The organism is Meiothermus rufus DSM 22234 (genome assembly GCF_000423425.1).
Taxonomy (GTDB): Bacteria; Deinococcota; Deinococci; order Deinococcales; family Thermaceae; genus Meiothermus; species Meiothermus rufus.
This window is the reverse complement of record NZ_AUHY01000026.1, coordinates 1-17,367: the sequence shown is the minus strand read 5'-3', so window position 1 is coordinate 17,367 and position 17,367 is coordinate 1. Positions and strand designations below refer to the sequence as shown.

Genomic DNA, 17,367 nt, shown 5'->3' with positions numbered 1-17,367 from the left:
AACGGGCCTTCATCGAAGGCCCGTTTGGGTTCACCAAGGTCTTCCTGGATTGAAGGCCACAAACCCCGCTCAGGCTTTGGAACCGTCGAGGGCCTCGGGGATAACCCCGTAGGTCTCCTCGTAGCGTTGGATATTCTCTGCCAGGCTCCTAAGCAGGGCCTTAGCGTGCTGTGGGCTGGTGATGATCCGACTGGTGACCAGGGCCACCATCTGATTGGGCTGAGCACTGGGCTGCATCAAGGCAAAGTCGAGGTAAAACTCATTTTTTTGATGGGAGAAGATGGCAAAGTTGGCGTACTTGCCCAAGGCCGTCTCACGGTCGATATCCACGCGTAGTTCGGGCATTTGCGACACTTCACTCACGATAAAGCCTCCTTGAGGCGGGGGATACTCTTTTTGAGCTGGAAGCGTACCCGGCCCAGGCTTTGCATGGAGTCCATCAACACCACCAGCAGGTATCCTTCCTCGAGCGGAACCAGCAAAACTGGCCCCTGGGGGTACTCTACCATGACTTCCTCCACCTCGCCCCGGCCTAGCTCCTGGGACAAGGCCCGGGCCGAGGCCATGGCGGTGGAGGCTGCCCCTCCCAAAAAGTCCACATCTGGAGCCTGATCCGCCCTCAAGCTTTCGATCACAAAACCGTCCTCGGCTACCAGCGCCGAGGCCAGCACCCCTTTGGTCGCTTGTAGTTCACCCAGCACTTCTTGTACCATGCCACCTCCTAAAGAGCCTGGGCCAGGCGCTGGGCCAGGCGCAAAAGTTCGCTGCCAATGCCCTTGCGATTGCCCCCCTTATCCACCACCGCTCCCAGGCAGTAATCGCCGAAAACCACCACCAGCACCTCGCGCTCTTCGGTGGCCAGGGTGAAGCGTTTTAGCTCGCCTCCCAGGCTTTTGGCTAGGGTACGGCTGGCCCGGACTATGGCTGCTAGCTCGGCAGCCAGGAGTTCGGGCTCCGGATTTTCCTTACCGGCGCTTTCGATAACCAGCCCATCCAAGCCAGCCAGCACCGCCTGACGCACACCCAAGGGTACGAGGGTCTCGAGCATCCTCATGCCGCACCCTCCCGCACGTCCCAATCCATACGGGCCTCAGCCTAGCACAGCTTATATCGGGATTTGCCCCCAATTGCACACCACCCCGTTACATGAGGGAGCCACCCTACGGGTATCCTCGGCGATTTTCCAGAGCTCGAGCCAGGGTCACTTCGTCGGCGTACTCAAGGCTCCCCCCTACCGGCAAACCATAGGCCAGCCGGGTCGAGCGAATCTGGCGCTGACGCAAACATTCTGCCAGGTAGCTGGCGGTGGCCTCCCCCTCTACCGTCATGCTGGTAGCAAGGATAACCTCCTGCACCCCCTCGAGGCGGGCCCAAAGCCCCTCCAGATTGAGCTCTTCGGGGCCAATTCCCTCCAACGGATTGAGCGCCCCCCCCAACACGTGGTACAGGCCATGGTATTCGCCGCTGCGCTCGATGGCCATCAGGTCGGAAACACTCTCGACCACGCAAATCAGCGAGGTATCCCGCTCATCATCCGCGCAGATAGGGCACACCTCGGCCTCAGCCAGATTGCCACAGCGAGGACAGGGGTGCAAGGCCTGGGCCGCCTCCAGGCTGTGCCGCAACTCGGCCAAGACCTGGGGGTTTTGTACCAGGAAAAGCCCTAGCTTCTGGGCACTTTTAGGCCCAATGCCCGGAAGGGTAGCCAGGGCACGCACCAGCCTGAGCAGCGTATGGGGGTAGCGCATAGGAGCCTTGCGTGACGACTCCCCGGACTGAAGTCCGGGGCTTCTCGGGAATCATAGCATGGCTATGCCCGAAGGCCCTGTCCGGGCCCAGCATCGCATTGCGACGCAATACCTTGACTCCGTATCGGCAGGCGAGCGCAATGCTTCTGGCTCTGCCACGAGTTTACGTCTGGAGTTTTACCCACCGGACTACCCGGTGGAACCCCCTACCCCAGGTTTCAAGGTGCACGGGGAGCGCCGCTCCCCAACGGTATCATACCACCCATGCGCCACTCGCCATGCTATGTCCGCCTCTGACGGACGTGGGGGAGTCAGATTGCGCCTCACGCGGCGCAATCCCACGGACGGAAAGTCCGGGGGATTATAGCTCCCCCACACCCCCTCTTTTCTCTAGAGCAGGTTCCCCAGCATACTACCAATGCCACCCAGTTCACGGCTCATCTCCTTCTCGCTGAGCTGGTGGGCCTTCTGCTGGGCATCCTGAATAGCGGCCAGAAGCAGGTCTTCCAGGGCCTCGAGGTCGTCTTGGTGCACTGCTTCGGGCTTGAGCCGAACCGCCTGAATCTGCCCATGTCCGTTGGCGGTAACCTCAACCAGCCCCCCACCTGCACTGCCCACCACCGTCATCTGGCCGAGTCTTTCCTGTACTTCGGCCGCCTTTCTCTGGGCCTTTTGGGCCTCTTTCATGAGCTTCTGAATGTTCATCTATGCCTCCGCTATTGCACCCTTGCAGCATCCCAGGGCCTCAACCCGGCTGAACTTGCTGGACCGGGCGGGGAATGCCGCCGCGCAAAGACACTATAAAGACTACCGAAGAGACCGCAAGGCCAGATAGGGAAAGGACAACAAGAACTCCCAGCCGAGGTTCCAACACCCCGGCCAAAAAGGTACCCATCAGCACAGCACTCTGCATGGTCGCACTAAAAGCCGCCATAATCCGCCCGCGCAGCTCAGGCGGAGCAGCTAGCTGGATGATGGAGCGAGCCGGCACAATAAACATGGTGTTGAGCAGCCCAAGGAACACCATAGCAATCCCGGCCCAGATGGGTTGAGGGAAGAGGCCAATTGAGGCCATAAAAACCCCCCAGATACCCAGGCTCCACAAAAACACTGCCTCGCGTGAGCTACGCTTAATCAGGGGCATGGTCACGAACAACCCCAGGATGGCTCCCCCGGCCATGAGGGCCTCGAAGAGGCCAAAGCCCTGCACCCCTATTTTGAGCGCCCCCACGGCATACACGATTCCCAAGGCTGCTTCCACCGAACCAAATGCCGCGGCTAGGGCCAGGGTGCCTATGGTGCGGCGCAGAATGGGATTCTGCCATAGGGGGCGGATACCAGCGACCACCGCAGCGAAGTAGTTCCCTTTTTGCGCTTTGCCCGGAAGGGAGGAAATAAAAAGCAAAAGAGCGGCAGCCAGGCCGTGGGTAGCCACGTTGATCCAGAAAGCTGGCACCGGCCCCACTGCAGCCACTAGCACCCCTCCCAAGGCCACAAAGCCTACATCGGCAAAGCGCATGGCAAAGGTCATCAGGCCGTTGGCACTGTCCAAGGCTGACTCGGGCACCATCTCGGGAATAGCGCTGTTGCTGGCGGCATAGTGCACCGACTCCAGCGCCGCCATGAAAAAGGAAATGACCATCAATAGCGGTAGGGAGCCAATAGCAAAAAGCGGAATACAGGCCACCAGGGCCGCCCGCAGCAGGTTGGAAAGCGCCATCAGGGTACGGCGGTCGTAGCGGTCAGACAAAGGGCCCAGCAACGGCCCCAGCACCGCGGTACCAGGAATTGCGCCCCCCAGAACCAACGAGATCCAGACAGCATTCTGGGTCTCCTGGTAGGCCACGAAGAGCAAGGCGATGCGGTGTATCTTACTGCCGATTAGCGAGACTAAGCTGGATAGAAAAAGCCAACGGAATCCAGGGTATACTAATGCACTCCACATAGATTGGGCCTATCATAAATGGTCAACCCCAACTCGTAAATATAGACTGGGTTTAGAATCCTCGGCTGTGGGCCTTGGCAGGGGCTTGAAATAAGTTGAATTGTGCCTGGCCCCGCAAAGTGGTATAGGTCTCTCCTCGCAAGAAAAGCTTCAGGAGGTACTCTGAGGCGGTATGGACACCAGGCTATGGGCCACCCGCACCCCCTCGCGGGCCAGCACCAGCCCGCCCTCCGGAACCCGCCAGACCATAAGGTCGATCAGCTTGCGCGGAATGAGGCCTGTAGAGGAAACATAGACCGCATCGTTTTGGTAGCGCAAGGAGAGGATAGTACTACCCGCTTTGATGGTGCTGGGTGCTTCCCCCACGGTGATTGAAGCCACACCCTCCCCTAGGGTATCGCGCGAGGGGGGGCTAAAGCCTAGCCATTCGGCAAGCTCGAGCCGCAGTACTTGGGCGTAGGCCTCGAGGCCCAGCCCCCGGGCCACCTCAGCCAGGTAAGCGGTCCAATTTGGGGTTTTCTCGATACGGCTTCGGACCACCTCGAGGCCTTTTCGAGCGAAGTCTTGCAGGTTGTCGATGGGGGCCTCGGCGTATTTTCCGGCCGATTCGGCCTCGAAAAGCGCGTAGTTGACCTCGCCCTTAAAGCGGGCCGAGAAGGCCCGCAAAAGGCGCAGGTAGGCAAAATGGTTCTCCGGCCACATCAGGAAACTGAGGATACGCCCTTCGGCCAGAAGGCTGGCGAGGGTAGCGGTTTCGCGGGGTTCGATCCACAGGTGGAGGTAGTCTTTGTAGCGCACTACGTGCAGCTCTGCATCGGGCAGCGGCAGGCTAAAAGCCGCGTTTTCCTCGAGGATGCGTTCCTGCCCTCCCACACCCAGACCAAACACCTGGCCAGCCTGGGAGATGGCCACCTCCTGGTGGTAAAAGTGAAAGCGCAGGGGCATCAGCCGCAGACTGAGGGCCTTGGCATCGGAAGGGACGCTTGGCAAAGCGTATTCTGGGCTTTGGCTACCCAGAATCTTAGCGGGCATCTGGGGCCAGCTAGCCTCACCTCGAGGGCTGGGCAGGTAGCGGGTTAGCAAAGAAACCAGGTGTTCAATGGCCGCCGAAAAACGCACCCGATCCTCTTCTACGACCAAAGCTAGGCGTCGCTCCTCAGCGGCGACCTGCTGGATGCGTTCCTCTAGGGCGCGAATCTCGCCTGGGCTCAGGTTCTGCCGGTGGGCTTCCTCGAGGGCCCGGCGCAGGGTCTCGAGGCTGGGCCCTCGGATGCCTGTGCGCAAAGACCCCTCGCTTTCCAGTATCCGCCGGGCAAAGCGCCGTAGGTAGGGAACGGTTTCCTCGGGAGGCAGTCTGAGCCGAGGGGCAAGCGCGAAGGCTTCGCGAAAAAGCTCCATCAGCAGGTTCTTGGCTACGGTAAGGTCCTCAAACTGAACCCTGGGATCGGCAACACCTGGGATAGGGTGCGCCAGGGTGAAACGGGAAAGGTTGTAGTCCTGGGTGAACTGGGGGGTTTTGCCGTAGGCTTCCAGATTTTGCAGGATGGCGTAGGCCATGCGCAGCTCATCGCGCTTGCCCTGACTAAAAGCCTTGGCAACGCGCTGCAACTCGCGTTCCAACCGGCCCCAGTAAACCGCCTCGGCCAGCTTCTCCAACACCTCCTGCTCGGGATTGGTCACGGGGCTGTCCTCCTCCAGGAGAATGGCCCCCAGGTCTGGCCCAGACCCTTCCTCCACGGTGGTTTTGTAGCCGGGCCGGTGGGCTTTGAAGCGGGCATCAATCTCACGAAACCTTTTGGCCAAAGGGCCGGGCAGGTTGGCCTGAATCAGGGTTTGACGCAGACGAGCCAGGCTGACCATGCCCCCTTTGGGTTCAACCCCGGCAGCTAGGTCGTCAACCTTGTACTCATACAGCTCGAGTAATTCAACCAAGCCCGCCTTCATTCAGGGGGTATTATAAGGTGTCATGCGGTTGGCACGGCTGGAAATTGCCTCAGAGTCCAATATCGGTCGTCGTCGTCGGAACAACGAGGACTTCCACCGGGTAGCGGTACACCCTACACCGGCAGGCAACCTGGTGTTACTGGCGGTGGCCGATGGCATGGGTGGTGCAGAGGCGGGCGAGCTGGCCAGCAAGCTGGCCATCGAAGGGGTCAGCTCGGCGGCCAAGTCCTACGCTGAGCACACCGCCACGGGCCGCCCCGGGGTAGGGCTCAACCTGGTGATGGACAAGGCCTTCAAGCTGTGCCAGCGGCGCATTCTGCAAGAAGGAGAGCGGGTGCCCTCGCACAAAGGCATGGGGACTACCCTCACCGCGGTCCTCCTGACCGAGTGGAACCGGCAGGCAGTCATCGGGCACGTGGGCGATACCCGGGCCTACCGCTACTCCTCAGGACGCTGGACCCTACTGACCCAAGATCACTCCTGGGTGGCCCAGCAGGTACGGCAGGGGGTGCTAACCGCCGACCAGGCCGAGGATCACCCCTGGAAGCACATGCTGACCCAGGCTTTGGGTCTTTCTGATGTTCGGCACGATATTCTGTCAGTCAACTTCGCCCCTGGTGAGGTGCTGGTGCTGGCCACCGATGGTTTGTATGGCCTGGTGCCCCCGGAGGAATGGACCCTCTCCAGCGATCTGCAGGCCTCCATCGAAGGCTGGGTCAGCAAGGCCCTGATGCGGGGAGGCACCGACAACATCACGGTGGTTGCCGCGAGGTTCAGATGAGCTATCTGATTACCTTAGCTTTAGTGGTTATCTCAACCGCACTGCTGCTGCGCACTGGGCGGCCCTGGCTGATGCTGCTCTTCATCGCCCTGGTGGTGGGGGGGGTATGGATGCTGGGAGCCCAACCGCTGGGGCTGGCAGCCCCCTTGCTGCTGGGCCTGGCCTCGCTGTGGCTGCCCCGCTTTACCTGGGTCTCCTTCAAACCGCGTCCCAAACCGGCCCCCCGCCCGGCTAAGGCCAAAGCCAGTGCCAAAGCCTCCTTGAACAACGTCACAGGCCTCGAGGCGCTTTACGAAATTCAAGAGAAGGTAGGCATCGGCGGAATGGCCACCGTCTACAAGGCCCGCAGCAAAAAGGATGGACGGCTGGTAGCTTTGAAGATACCTCAGGAAAAGTATGTGGGCGATCCCCGCTTCGTGCGCCGCTTTCACCGTGAGGCCGAGCTGCTGGCCCACCTCGACCACCCCGGCATTGTCAAGGTCTATGACCACGGCAACCAGGGCGATACGCACTACATCGCCATGGAGTTCCTGGATGGCGAGGGGCTGGATCGCCTGATCGAGAACAAGCGCCTTCCTCTGAAAAGCCTGGTCGAGGTGATGATCCGGGTAGCCGAAGCCCTGCAACACATCCATGCCCAGGGCATCATTCACCGCGACATCAAGCCCGGTAACATCATGGTGCTCCGGAACGCCGTGCGCGAGGACGGCAGTGTGGACCCTCGAGGGGTACGCCTGATGGACTTTGGCATTGCGGCAGGCAAAGTGCTGACCCGCCTGACCATCACCGGAGCCCGCATCGGCACCCCAGTCTACATGAGCCCTGAGCAGGCCAAGGGGCAGCGCATCGACCACAAATCGGACATCTATAGCTTTGGCGTGGTCTTCTACGAGGCGCTGTGCGGTCAGCCCCCCTTCCAAGGGGCCTACGAAGCGGTCATTCACCAGCAGATCACCCAGATGCCCACCCCACCCAAACAGATCAACCCCGAAATTCCCCAGGCGCTCTCCGATCTGGTCTACCGCATGCTGGAGAAGGACCCAGAGAAGCGGCCCGGACTGGAGGCCATCCTGGAGGTGCTGCGGGGCAAGTGGCAGGAAGACCCCGGCCTCACCGCTCCGGTCTATCTGGCCCTAGCGGTGGAGAACAAGAAAGGCACCCTGCGACTGGTGGATTTGAACGGCAACCTGGTGCGTATGTGGAGTGGGGTGGGCAGTGGCCGGGGAATGTTCCCTTCACCCCCGCTGGCCCTGTCGGTGGATAAGGAGGGGGGGTTCTGGATCAGTCTGTTTGAGTATGGCGGGGGCGCAGTGCGTCTAGTACACCGCTTCGACGCCGAAGGCGAGATTACCCACTCCATTGCCCCTTACGGCATGAAGCTGGGCGAGTTGCTCTACCCTGTCTCGCTGGCGGCCCTCCCCGATGGCCTGTTAGTCCTGGATGGAGAGGCCTGTACCATCACCCGTTTCGACCTCGAGGGCCGAGCCGTAGCCCGCTTTGGCGCAGCCGGCCCGGGCCGGGGCACCTTCGAGTCACCCCGGGTGATTCGGGCCAGCCACGAGTACATCTTCGTGCTGGACTATGGCAACCGCCAGGTGCAACGCCTCGAGCTCGATGGCCGGTACGTCTCCCGCTATGCCTTCCGCAAAAGCCGGGAGTCCCAGGAACTCCGGCTGCTGGGAGGGCTGGGCCTGACCCCCGACGACCACCTGCTCATCTACGACGCCGACAGCCAGAAAATTCGCAAGCTCTCCCTCGAAGGCGAGGTGGTGCTCTCCTTACCCCTGCCGGTGCTAGAGGGCGAAGACCCCACCAGCCAAGTGGAAATGGTGGTTTTGGGCGATACGATTTACGCTATCCGCCGGGGCAGCACCAAAATTCACCGCATAGGGCTAGAGGGCCAGTCCCTGCCCAGCCTCGAGGTCTACGCTCCGCTACGGGGCATAGACCTCTGGCACAACGTGCTGCTCGAACGGTCTAGAGCCTGGGAAGACCTATCCGCCCGAGCCTTCGACTGAGCCGGGGCAATTCTGGCCCACCCCACAGCCAGGTGGCCTGGTGTTTTCCATACTGAAAACATGCTTAAGCCAGGTGACCCTGCCCCCCTTATCCAGGTACAAGACGCCCAGGGTAAAACCATTGATCTAGCCGAGCTGGTAGGGCAAGGGCGCTACATCGTGCTGTGGTTCTATCCCAAGGCCAGCTCCCCAGGCTGCACCGCCCAGGGCAAGCAGTATGCCGAACTCTACCCGGCCTTCAAAGCGCTGGGGGCCGAAGTGTTTGGCGTAAGCGCCGACCCGGCCTCAGCTCAGTGCCGCTTTATCGAGAAGCTGGCCCTCGAGGGCGGGATGATCCCCGACCCCTCCGGTACCGTGGGCCGGGCTTTCGGAGTGGGGGGCTGGCTGGGGTTTGGTCAGCTTCTGGGGCTGTATAACCGCGACACCATTTTGATCAATCCCCAGGGCCGCATCGAACGCGTCTGGCGCAACGTTAACCCTTTCCGTGATGCCCAGGTGGTGCTGGCCTACCTTCGTGCCAAGGCCCAGGAGGCTCCAACCTGAAGCCTGGCCTACAGCGCACCAGGGCCTTTTGAGAAAAAACTGTTGGCATATGAAACGCTTTGGCTGGATGTTGCTGTTTCTGGCCCTACCGGTTCTGGCCCTGGCCCCGGGCGACCCGGTTGCGCTGCCCAGGGTACAGGACTCCTATGGCCGCCCCGTTGACCTAGCCGAGGTGGCCCGTCAGGGCAAGTACCTGCTCTTCTGGTTCTACCCCAAGGCCAGCTCCCCGGGCTGCACTGCCCAGGGCAAGCGCTATGCCGAGCTTTACCCGGAGTTTGCCCGGCTGGGGGTGGAGATTTACGGTGTCAGCGCCGATCCAGCCGCCGAGCAGTGCGCCTTCATCGAACAGATGGCCCTCAAAGGAGCCATGCTGCCCGACAAGGAAGGCACCTTAGCCAAGCTTTTCAAGGTAGGCGGGGTTTTCGGCTTTTACAACCGCGACACCATCCTGGTCAACCCCCAAGGCCGCATCGAGCGCATCTGGCGCAATGTTAACCCCTTCCGCGACGCTGATGTGGCGCTGGCCTATGTGCGCCAGATAAGGCGTTAGGTAGGCCAGGGCTATGCATGCAGTGGTGATCGGGGCGGGAGTGGGCGGGCTCACTACCGCCGCGCTGTTGGCCCAGGCCGGCCTCGAGGTCACCGTCCTGGAGCACCACACCTACCCCGGCGGCTGCGCCGGCACCTTCTGGCACAGGGGTTTTCGCTTTGACGCGGGGGCTACCCTGCTGGCCGGCTTCGAGGAGGGAGGGGTCTTCCGCCGGCTCGAGCAGCGGCTAGGGGTTCGCTTCCCGGTACGCCTTCTACCCCCAGGGGAGCCGCTGATGGAGGTCTGGCTGCCCGATGGACGGGTGGTGGTGCGCCCAGTAGGGCGGGAAGAGGAGCTAAGGGCCCAGCGAGCGGCCTTCGGTTCCAAAGTTCTCCCCTTTTGGCGCTGGCAGGCCGAGCGGGCCCAGGCTCTATGGGCCCTAGCCCCGGGCCTGCCCTTTCCCCCTGCCGACCTGCGCGAAGGACTATTACTGCTTGGGCGCGGGCTGCCCTGGGCTTTGGATCAGGGAAGGCAGCTTCCCGGACTACTGACCGACCTGGTGCGGCCCATCCGGATCCACACCCCACCCGACCCTGGCTTCCGCCGCTTCCTCGAGGCCCAGCTCTTGATTGCCTCCCAGAGCGATATCGCCCACACTTATGCCTTGTTTGGCGCCGCCGCTTTAGACCTACCCCACCGGGGCCCAGCCGTGCCCCTGGGCGGCATGGGGGCCATCGCCGAGACCCTGGCCCAGGTGGTGCAGCGCTATGGCGGGCGGGTGCTTTACCGGCACCGGGCGGAAAGGCTGTGGGTAGAAGGGGGCCGGGTGCGGGCCGTGGACGTGGCCCTGGGAGGGCGCCGCCGCGGCGAGCGGGAGACCTTTAGGGCAGAGGTCTTCGTGGCCAACCTAACCCCCGGCGACCTCTGGGCCCTGCTGCCGCAAAAGCGTCCCTCTCCCCCTCCCCCCGACGGCTGGGGGGCATTCGTGCTGCACGCGGTCGTACCGGCCTCACTGGTGCCCCCAGGCGCGTTGTACCGGCAGTGGGCGGGAGAGGGGGAGTGGGTCTTCCTTAGCCTGGCTGACCCACACGACCCCCTGCGTAGCCCTGAGGGCCAGCGGGTTCTTTCCGCTTCGGTGCACACCCCCTTGGCCGAATGGCAGGGGCTGGATCGGGAGGCCTACCGGGCTAAGAAACAGGCCTGGCAGGCTCGAGTAGAAGGCCAGGTGGAGCGCCTTCTGCCTGGTTTTCGCGAGGCCGCCCAGCTCGTCCTAGGGGCCACTCCCCAAACCTACCGCTTCTACACCCGGCGGCAGGCGGGCTGGGTAGGCGGGTATCCCCAGGTACACCCCTGGCGCACCTCGAGCCCCCGCACCCCCTACCCCAACCTGTGGCGGGTGGGCGAGACCATTTTTCCTGGGCAGTCGGTACCGGCTGTGGCCCTAGGCGGCGAGCGGGTAGCCGCGTTGATACTGGCCCGGTTGGGCCTGGCTGCCCCCTTCCACCCCGCCCTCGAGGCCAAAGAGGGCTAGCGGGTGGCGAACTCTTGGCCCACTTTCCAGTAGGCCGCCATCACCTTGCGCACCGCAGGCAGGGCCACCCCGCTGCCCTCGCCCCCATTCTCGAAAAAGGCCACCACCACCAGCGGGGGTCGGGGGTCGGTGGGGTCGACCGGCCCGTAGCCCATGTACCAGGCGTGCTCGAGGCCCGGGGTCTGGGCTTCGTTCTGCGCGGTACCGGTCTTGCCTGCCGTAGCCACCGGAAAGCTACCCAGCACGTGCCGGGCCGTGCCCCAGGTTACCGTGAGGCGCAGCCCTTCCTGCAGGGTTTTCCAGTGCCGGCCTGGCACCTGCACCACAGGCCGCTGAACCAGCTGAGGGCCAATCCGTCGCACCAGGTGCAGCTCGGGCTGCCGTCCCTCCTGGGCGATGGTGGCCAGCATCCGCGCAATCTGCACTGGGGTGGCCTTGTTGTAGCCCTGCCCAATAGCGATGGAGAGGGTCTCCCCCGGCCACCAGCGGGGGTCGCGGGGAATGTTCTGCCGCTTCCACTGCAAGGTAGGCACGATACCCACTTGCTCCCCAATCTCCAACCCGGTAGGCCGCCCCACCCCTAACTCCAGTGCCCGCTTGTGCAGCCGGTCTACCATGCCGATGGGGTCTTGCATGGCCAGCTGGTAGTACCAGGTATTGCAGCTTTGGGCAATGGCCTCCTTTACGGTCATAGGCCCCATGTCGTAGCGGGCCCAGTTGCGCCGGATACCCCCAAAAACGATGTAAGGGCTGCAGCGGTAGGTGGTTCCCGCACTCACATAGCCGCCCTCTAAAGCCAGGCTCGAGGTCACCAGCTTGTAGGTTGAGCCAGGAGGGTAGGCATTGACCGCCCGGTTCAAGGTCGGTCGGTCTGGATCGCTGAACAGCTCACGAATCTGCTCGTTGGGACGAGGCCGCCGGCCAAACAGGTTGGGGTCAAAAGCTGGAGCAGTGGCCATGGCCAGCACCTCACCGCTCTGAGGGTCCAGGGCCACAATGGCCCCCTTGGCCTGGCGGGCTAGGGGCAGGCCGTTGCGAAGGCGGATGCGGTTGATGTCCTCTACCCCTTCGCGCAGGGCCTGCTCGGCAACCCGCTGCAAAGCCAGGTCGAGGGTCAGGTAGACATCGCTGCCGGCCTGGGGTGCCCTGAGTTCCTGGTAGCGCAGCCGCTGGCCCCGCGCGTTGACCTCCGCCAGCACCAGGCCCTTTTGGCCGCGCAAATACGGCTCCAGGGCAGCCTCGAGGCCAGCGACCCCCACCAGTTCCTCGGGATCGTAACCGGCTTTGAGCTGCTCCTGGTTGGGCAGGGCGGTATAGCCGATAACCGGCCCAGCAATGGGGTTGGGATAAACCCGCTCCATCCGCTCCTGAAGCCTTAGGTTGGGCTCTATTGCGGTGAGTTCGGCCAGGGTAGGCACCAGGGCCTCGGGAACGTTCACCATCAGCTCAACAGGCTGTCGCTCCACTCTGGGCAGCGCCTCAAGCCCAGCAAGGGCCAGAATACGCTCTTTGAAACGAACCTCACCGCCAGCATAAATGAGGTCCACCGCTAAGCGATTGGTGGCGATGACCTGCCCATTGCGATCCAGAATACGCCCTCGAGGGGCTAAGGTGGTCTCGGTACGGAGGTAGTTGCCTTGGCTGCGGGTAGCGTACTGGTCATACAAAACAACCTGCAAATACCAAAGCCGCCCCACAAACAGCAACATTAGCAGGTAGAAAAGCCCTAGTAAGACCCAGACACGGTTGTTCACCTGTGGCTCCTACAGACTAGGCGAGGGAAAAAAACGCGCATAAAGCCGGATCAATATAGGGGCGACCAGGAAGGTCAGCAGCATCTCCGGTACGATAACCGGCCCTAGGGTGAGAGGGTTGAAATACCCCAGCCGCAACCAGAAGGCCACCAGCCAAAGGCCCACCCATTTGGCTACAAAGCTGCCCCCCAGAATCACCGCCTGGCCTACCGGCTCTTCCCAGTGCACCAGCCGCGAGAGGCGGTAGTAGGCATAGGCAGCGAATAACAGCCCCACGGCATGCAAACCGGGGTACCCTGCCGAGAGTAGGTCCTGCAAAAGCCCCAGGGCAAAGGCCAGCGGCAGACCCGCGTAGGGAGATAGCCTAGCGGCGAGTAGCAACGCCACCAGATGAATCAGATCGGGGGGAACCAGATACTCGCCCAGCAAGCCGGAAAAAAACCCCTGGATAAAAAAGGCCAGGACGACAGTTAGGAGAATCCGCATAATACACAACTCAACACATTCAACGAAGTGGGCCGCTAGGCACAGCAAAAAGGGTCATAGGGGTTTTAGCACCAGCACTTCCTCCAAAAGGGCCATCTGCACCGCAGGGCGCACCAGCAAAATCTTCTTGAGGTCTCCCGGCGAGGCGGGCAGCACCTGCTCGACCGTGCCCACGGTAATCCCCGCAGGGTACAGGCCCTGTAAGGCCCCCGAAACCACCTTGTCTCCCGGTTTGACGTTGGCTTCCGGGGCTACTTCCACCCGGAGCCGGCGCGGCGGGGCACCATAGGCTATACCCCGTCCAGGGGCATTGGCCAGCCGCACCCCCACCCGCGACTCGGGATCGAGGATAGTGCGCACCACCGCATTATGGGTGGTCACCTCGGTAATCACCCCTACCAGCCCTTCTGCAGTGGTCACCGGCATGCCCACCCGCAACCCCTGGGCCGTACCAGCGCCTAGGTAGAGCCGACGGTAGAGGCCCGAGGCGTCGTCGTCGATGACCGGTACCACTGCCAACACCCCCAGGCCCTGCACGGCCTGAACCCTGAGGGTGGCCTGGAGACGGCGGTTTTCCAAAAGCAGGCGTTGGTTTTCCTGTCTAAGCTGTTGTATTTCGGCCTGCATCCTGCGCTGCTCGGCCCGCAGGTCGCGCCGGTCGAAAAAGGCCGAGAGGCTGGCCCGGGTGTTCTGCCCCAGACGGTAGGCCAAGCCAAACAAAGGAGCGGTGCGGGCCGCGAACTCACCCGGTAGCGTGGGCACCGACTGCCGGGTGAGGGTGGCTAGCAGGAGCCCCAGCAAAAGCAGGCTTACCAGTAACGTCCGCCGCACCAGGGTTTCACGCACACCCTACCCCCAACAGAGTCTAACGCACAGGGCAAAAGTAGCCCAACTCGCCCAGGCGCTGCCAAACCCGGCTTACCGGCAAGCCCATCACGGTATAAAAATCCCCTTCAATGCGCTCTACTAGAACCATGCCCAAACCCTGAATGCCATAGCCCCCAGCCTTGTCCAGCCCCTCGCCGCTTTGGGCATACCAGTCTATCTCCCATGCCGCCAAGGCCCGGAAGGTGACCCGGGCCTCGACCACCTCAACGTGCAGCTGCCCCTCCGGCCCAAAGAGGGCGAAGCCGGTGTAAACGCTGTGGGTGCGCCCCGATAGACGTTGCAAAAAAGCCTTGTTCTCCTCGACACCAGATGGTTTACCCAAGCTTTCCCCCTCGAGGGCCACCACGGTATCAGCCGCCAACACCCACTCTCCGGGCCGCCATACGGCCTGGGCTTTGTGCAAGGCCAGTTGTTGGGCCATAGTGGCGGCCTCGAGGTGCCCCAAAGCTTCCTCATCGAGGTAGGCTGGTACGATCCGCAAGGGAAGGGCAAGCCTTTGCAAAAGCTCCGCCCGGCGGGGGCTCTGCGAGGCCAGCACCAGGGTCGGTAGCCCAGTCACAAGCCTACCCCCGCCTTCCAAATAGCTTCTACCTCGAGCAAATAACGCTGGGCCAGCGCCGCGTCGCGCAGGATGAGCAGGTTTTCGTTGTTGCGCCGGTAGGCCGAGGTAGTGAAGTTGTAGCTGCCGGTAACCACCCACTCGCCATCCAGAACCATCACCTTGTGGTGCATGGTGTAGGGGTTGCCATCCCGGCGCACCTCGAGGCCAGCCTGGGTCAGGGCTGCATGGGCGGAGTTTTGCAGATTGCGGCTTTCCAGCAGCACGCGCACCCGCACCCCACGCCGATGGGCCGCCACCAGGGCCTCCACCACCGTCGCATCGGTCAAAACAAAGGCGGCCACCCAGACCTCCCGCCTAGCCTGCCGCAACCGCTCGAGCAGGGCTTCCCGCCCCTGGCGCCCTCCTGCTGGGCTGAAGTAGACCTGGCCTTCCAGCGTACCGATTTGAAAACGCCCCGAAAGGCCCAGTCCACTTTCCTGGCCGCCAAACAACGCCTCGAACTCCCGTCGGTAGAGGGTCACCAGGCCTTCTACCGGAAGCCACAGGCTGTTCTCGTTGTTGCGCTCAAAAGCGTTCCAGGTCAGGTTAGTGCTGCCGGTCCAGACCCCCTGGTCATCCACCAGCACGAACTTGTGATGCATCAGGGCATCCTCACGGCTATCGTAGCAGACCTGCACCTTTTGCAAGGTCTCGCAGCGAGCCGGATTATGGCTGCGAATGCCCAGGCTCTCGCGGGCCTCGCGGCGGTAGTTGGACTCGCTGAACAGCCGCACCTGCACCCCCCGGGCTGCTGCCCGAACCAGGGCCTGCCCGATTTCCCGATCCTCGAGCTCGTGGACGGCTAGCTCGAGGCGGTTTTGGGCCCCATCCATCAGGCGGATGAGGCGCGCTTTGGCCTCGCGGCCCTGCTGAGGGGCAAAGTAGAGCTCGAGGCCCCCCGGGGCTTTATAGGTTTGGGGAAGGGGACGAAAGTAGGTCTCCCACAGCCCGTATCCCAGCAGACCCAAAAGCAACAGGGCCAGCCAGAGTGGGCTACCCCGCTGCCGACGGCCCCTTCTGCGCTTATAGCCGCGTAAAAGGGAAAAAATCTCCGAGACCAGCCGACGCTGCATGGCAAGTGCTTACTCTACAACGGGGACTTTGAATAAGGATGGGGGCCAATAGCCAGGTAGTTCGTTGCAAAGGCAACTAGCACAGTTTATTAGACTTGGGTACAATCTCTTCATGCTCAGTCTTCGGGAAAGGCAGAAGCAGCGCCGCCGCGACCGCATATTTCGCACCGCCATTCACCTGTTCCGGGAGAAGGGTTTTCACCAGACCACCGCCACCGATATCGCCAAGGCTTCGCACGTCTCGCGGGGAACCTTTTTCAACTACTACGCCTACAAGGAGGCGGTGTTGCTGGATTTTGGCGCTCAGCTTCTGGGTGAACTGCGCGAGCAAGCCTTAGCTGAGCTAGGCCGAGGAGACCCTCCCCTCGAGGTGCTGCGCCGGCTGTGGGAGCGTCTGGCCGAGGTGAGCGAACGGGAACGGGTACTGCTTTCCCCCCTGGCCTACGAGCTGCTCAACCCCGACCCTCAGCGGGCCAAGACCGCCTTTGAGGCCCTGCCTTTAGGCGACCTCATCGGTGAAATTTTGCGCCCCCTCAGGGCCCAGGGCAAGCTGCGCCAGGACATGTCCCTCGAGCGCATCTCCCGCTCCATTGCCGATGTTTACCTGCTCTCAGCCCTGCGCTGGGCGGCTTACACCCCACAGCGACAGCTCAAAGACGAGATGAATAAGTTTCTCAACCTGATGCTAGAAGGCGCGGTGGCACGGGAGACACCCAAACGAGAAAAAGCTGGCAAGGCTTGAGATGTACAGCCTGTGGATTCCCACTCCTGTAGGGCTGCTCTGGGCCCAGGCCACCCACCAAGCCTTGCAACGGGTAGAGCTGCGGCTGCAAGCGGGCTTCCCCGACCGGCCCAATGCCCTTTTACGCGAACTAGCTCGCCGGGTGGAGAGGTATTTTGCTGCTCAGGGCGAGGCTTTTTTGGATCTTCCCCTGGACTATGCCGCCTTCGACCCCCGCCGCATAGCCCTGTACGAGGCGGTGCGGCGGATTCCCCTGGGGGAAACCCGCAGCTATGCCCAGATGGGAAAGTTGTGCGGTCTAACCCCTCGGGCCGCCGGGGCAGCCTTGCGGGTCTGCCCCTTTTTTCTTGTGGTGCCCGCCCAACGGGTTATCCACGCCGATGGCCGGCTGGGGGGGTTCGCCGGCCATGAGGGGCTGAAAGCCTGGCTGCTGCGCTTTGAAGCAAACTCTAGACAGGTTTGAAGGGTTACCTGGGAAAAAGGCTGAACCCGGACAAACACATGTGAGACTCTAAGCTGGGATAAAAAGAGGGGAACCAACCAAGAAAGGAGGTTCCCCAGGTGCAGTTTACCACCGTTGGCCGAGAGATATGGCAAGGCGCTAGACAAGCACAGAGGCTGGCCGAGGCCAAAGCAGGCGACCCAGAGGTCAAGGAACGTCTGCGCAAGCTCCGACTGGTCAAAGCCCTGCGTGAAAGTAAAAAGAGCTGGAAGGAGATCCAGGACCTGGTCGGGATCAGCCGGGCCACCTACCACCGCTGGAAAAAAGCCCTAAAAGAAAAGG

20 protein-coding genes are annotated in these 17,367 nt (G+C 62.3%); 8 read left to right on the top strand and 12 right to left on the bottom strand.

The window, feature by feature from the left end:
- Positions 1-69 precede the first annotated feature (69 nt).
- The 7 genes from G552_RS0106320 to G552_RS0106290 form a co-directional block, all read right to left on the bottom strand.
- A complete protein-coding gene (locus G552_RS0106320) occupies positions 70-345 on the bottom strand; it encodes a DUF3467 domain-containing protein (protein WP_027882265.1) in 276 nt (91 codons plus the stop codon).
- A 14-nt stretch (positions 346-359) separates the two neighbouring features.
- The gene (locus tag G552_RS0106315; RefSeq protein ID WP_027882264.1) at positions 360-713 is read right to left on the bottom strand and encodes a roadblock/LC7 domain-containing protein; all 354 of its coding nucleotides are present in this window, start codon (positions 711-713) and stop codon (positions 360-362) included.
- A gap of 8 nt (positions 714-721) precedes the next feature.
- Positions 722-1,054, bottom strand: a complete 333-nt coding sequence (locus G552_RS0106310) for a roadblock/LC7 domain-containing protein (RefSeq protein ID WP_027882263.1) — start codon at positions 1,052-1,054, stop codon at positions 722-724.
- A gap of 106 nt (positions 1,055-1,160) precedes the next feature.
- A complete protein-coding gene (recR, locus tag G552_RS0106305; protein WP_027882262.1) occupies positions 1,161-1,748 on the bottom strand; it encodes a recombination mediator RecR in 588 nt (195 codons plus the stop codon).
- A gap of 390 nt (positions 1,749-2,138) precedes the next feature.
- The gene (locus G552_RS0106300) at positions 2,139-2,453 is read right to left on the bottom strand and encodes a YbaB/EbfC family nucleoid-associated protein (protein ID WP_027882261.1); all 315 of its coding nucleotides are present in this window, start codon (positions 2,451-2,453) and stop codon (positions 2,139-2,141) included.
- Between the two features lie 40 nt (positions 2,454-2,493).
- Positions 2,494-3,693 (bottom strand): MFS transporter, encoded by a 1,200-nt coding sequence (locus tag G552_RS0106295; protein ID WP_027882260.1) that lies wholly within the window; start codon positions 3,691-3,693, stop codon positions 2,494-2,496.
- 150 nt (positions 3,694-3,843) lie between these two features.
- Positions 3,844-5,637, bottom strand: coding sequence for a hypothetical protein (locus tag G552_RS0106290; protein ID WP_027882259.1), 1,794 nt, complete (start codon positions 5,635-5,637; stop codon positions 3,844-3,846).
- A gap of 22 nt (positions 5,638-5,659) precedes the next feature.
- Here G552_RS0106290 and G552_RS0106285 point away from each other — a divergent pair, with 22 nt between their 5' ends.
- The 5 genes from G552_RS0106285 to G552_RS0106265 are packed head-to-tail and all read left to right on the top strand — an operon-like array spanning position 5,660 to position 11,039.
- A complete protein-coding gene (locus tag G552_RS0106285) occupies positions 5,660-6,418 on the top strand; it encodes a PP2C family protein-serine/threonine phosphatase (RefSeq protein WP_027882258.1) in 759 nt (252 codons plus the stop codon).
- Positions 6,415-8,436: a serine/threonine-protein kinase gene (locus G552_RS14915; protein WP_051195711.1), complete on the top strand. Its 2,022-nt coding sequence runs from the start codon at positions 6,415-6,417 to the stop codon at positions 8,434-8,436. Before G552_RS0106285 ends, G552_RS14915 begins: the two co-directional genes overlap by 4 nt.
- Before the next feature lie 60 nt (positions 8,437-8,496).
- The gene (locus G552_RS0106275) at positions 8,497-8,979 is read left to right on the top strand and encodes a peroxiredoxin (protein ID WP_051195710.1); all 483 of its coding nucleotides are present in this window, start codon (positions 8,497-8,499) and stop codon (positions 8,977-8,979) included.
- 49 nt (positions 8,980-9,028) lie between these two features.
- Positions 9,029-9,529: a peroxiredoxin gene (locus G552_RS0106270; RefSeq protein ID WP_027882256.1), complete on the top strand. Its 501-nt coding sequence runs from the start codon at positions 9,029-9,031 to the stop codon at positions 9,527-9,529.
- A gap of 13 nt (positions 9,530-9,542) precedes the next feature.
- Entirely contained in the window at positions 9,543-11,039 is a 1,497-nt protein-coding gene (locus G552_RS0106265) for a phytoene desaturase family protein (RefSeq protein ID WP_027882255.1), read from the top strand.
- On the opposite strand, the gene G552_RS0106260 is transcribed toward G552_RS0106265, so the two are convergent.
- Genes G552_RS0106260 through G552_RS0106240 form a run of 5 tightly spaced genes read right to left on the bottom strand, consistent with a single transcriptional unit; the run spans position 11,036 to position 15,841 of the window.
- The gene (locus tag G552_RS0106260) at positions 11,036-12,793 is read right to left on the bottom strand and encodes a penicillin-binding transpeptidase domain-containing protein (RefSeq protein ID WP_027882254.1); all 1,758 of its coding nucleotides are present in this window, start codon (positions 12,791-12,793) and stop codon (positions 11,036-11,038) included. The two genes, G552_RS0106265 and G552_RS0106260, sit on opposite strands and share 4 nt — an antisense overlap.
- 9 nt (positions 12,794-12,802) lie before the next feature.
- Positions 12,803-13,279: a rod shape-determining protein MreD gene (gene mreD, locus G552_RS0106255; protein ID WP_027882253.1), complete on the bottom strand. Its 477-nt coding sequence runs from the start codon at positions 13,277-13,279 to the stop codon at positions 12,803-12,805.
- Between the two features lie 54 nt (positions 13,280-13,333).
- Positions 13,334-14,125 (bottom strand): rod shape-determining protein MreC, encoded by a 792-nt coding sequence (mreC, locus tag G552_RS0106250; protein ID WP_027882252.1) that lies wholly within the window; start codon positions 14,123-14,125, stop codon positions 13,334-13,336.
- Positions 14,126-14,144: 19 nt separating this feature from the next.
- A complete protein-coding gene (locus G552_RS0106245) occupies positions 14,145-14,726 on the bottom strand; it encodes a Maf family protein (protein WP_027882251.1) in 582 nt (193 codons plus the stop codon).
- Complete coding sequence (locus tag G552_RS0106240; protein WP_051195709.1) at positions 14,723-15,841, bottom strand: phospholipase D-like domain-containing protein; 1,119 nt, start codon at positions 15,839-15,841, stop codon at positions 14,723-14,725. Before G552_RS0106240 ends, G552_RS0106245 begins: the two co-directional genes overlap by 4 nt.
- A 112-nt stretch (positions 15,842-15,953) precedes the next feature.
- Between G552_RS0106240 and G552_RS0106235 the strand changes: the two genes are divergently transcribed.
- The 3 genes from G552_RS0106235 to G552_RS14910 form a co-directional block, all read left to right on the top strand.
- Positions 15,954-16,583, top strand: coding sequence for a TetR/AcrR family transcriptional regulator (locus G552_RS0106235; RefSeq protein ID WP_027882249.1), 630 nt, complete (start codon positions 15,954-15,956; stop codon positions 16,581-16,583).
- Position 16,584: 1 nt separating this feature from the next.
- Positions 16,585-17,046 carry a methylated-DNA--[protein]-cysteine S-methyltransferase gene (locus G552_RS0106230; RefSeq protein ID WP_084640386.1) on the top strand — a complete coding sequence of 154 codons (462 nt, stop codon included), beginning with the start codon at positions 16,585-16,587 and terminating at the stop codon, positions 17,044-17,046.
- Between the two features lie 98 nt (positions 17,047-17,144).
- Positions 17,145-17,367: helix-turn-helix domain-containing protein (locus G552_RS14910; RefSeq protein ID WP_211224809.1), on the top strand; the 223-nt coding region annotated here is incomplete at its 3' end.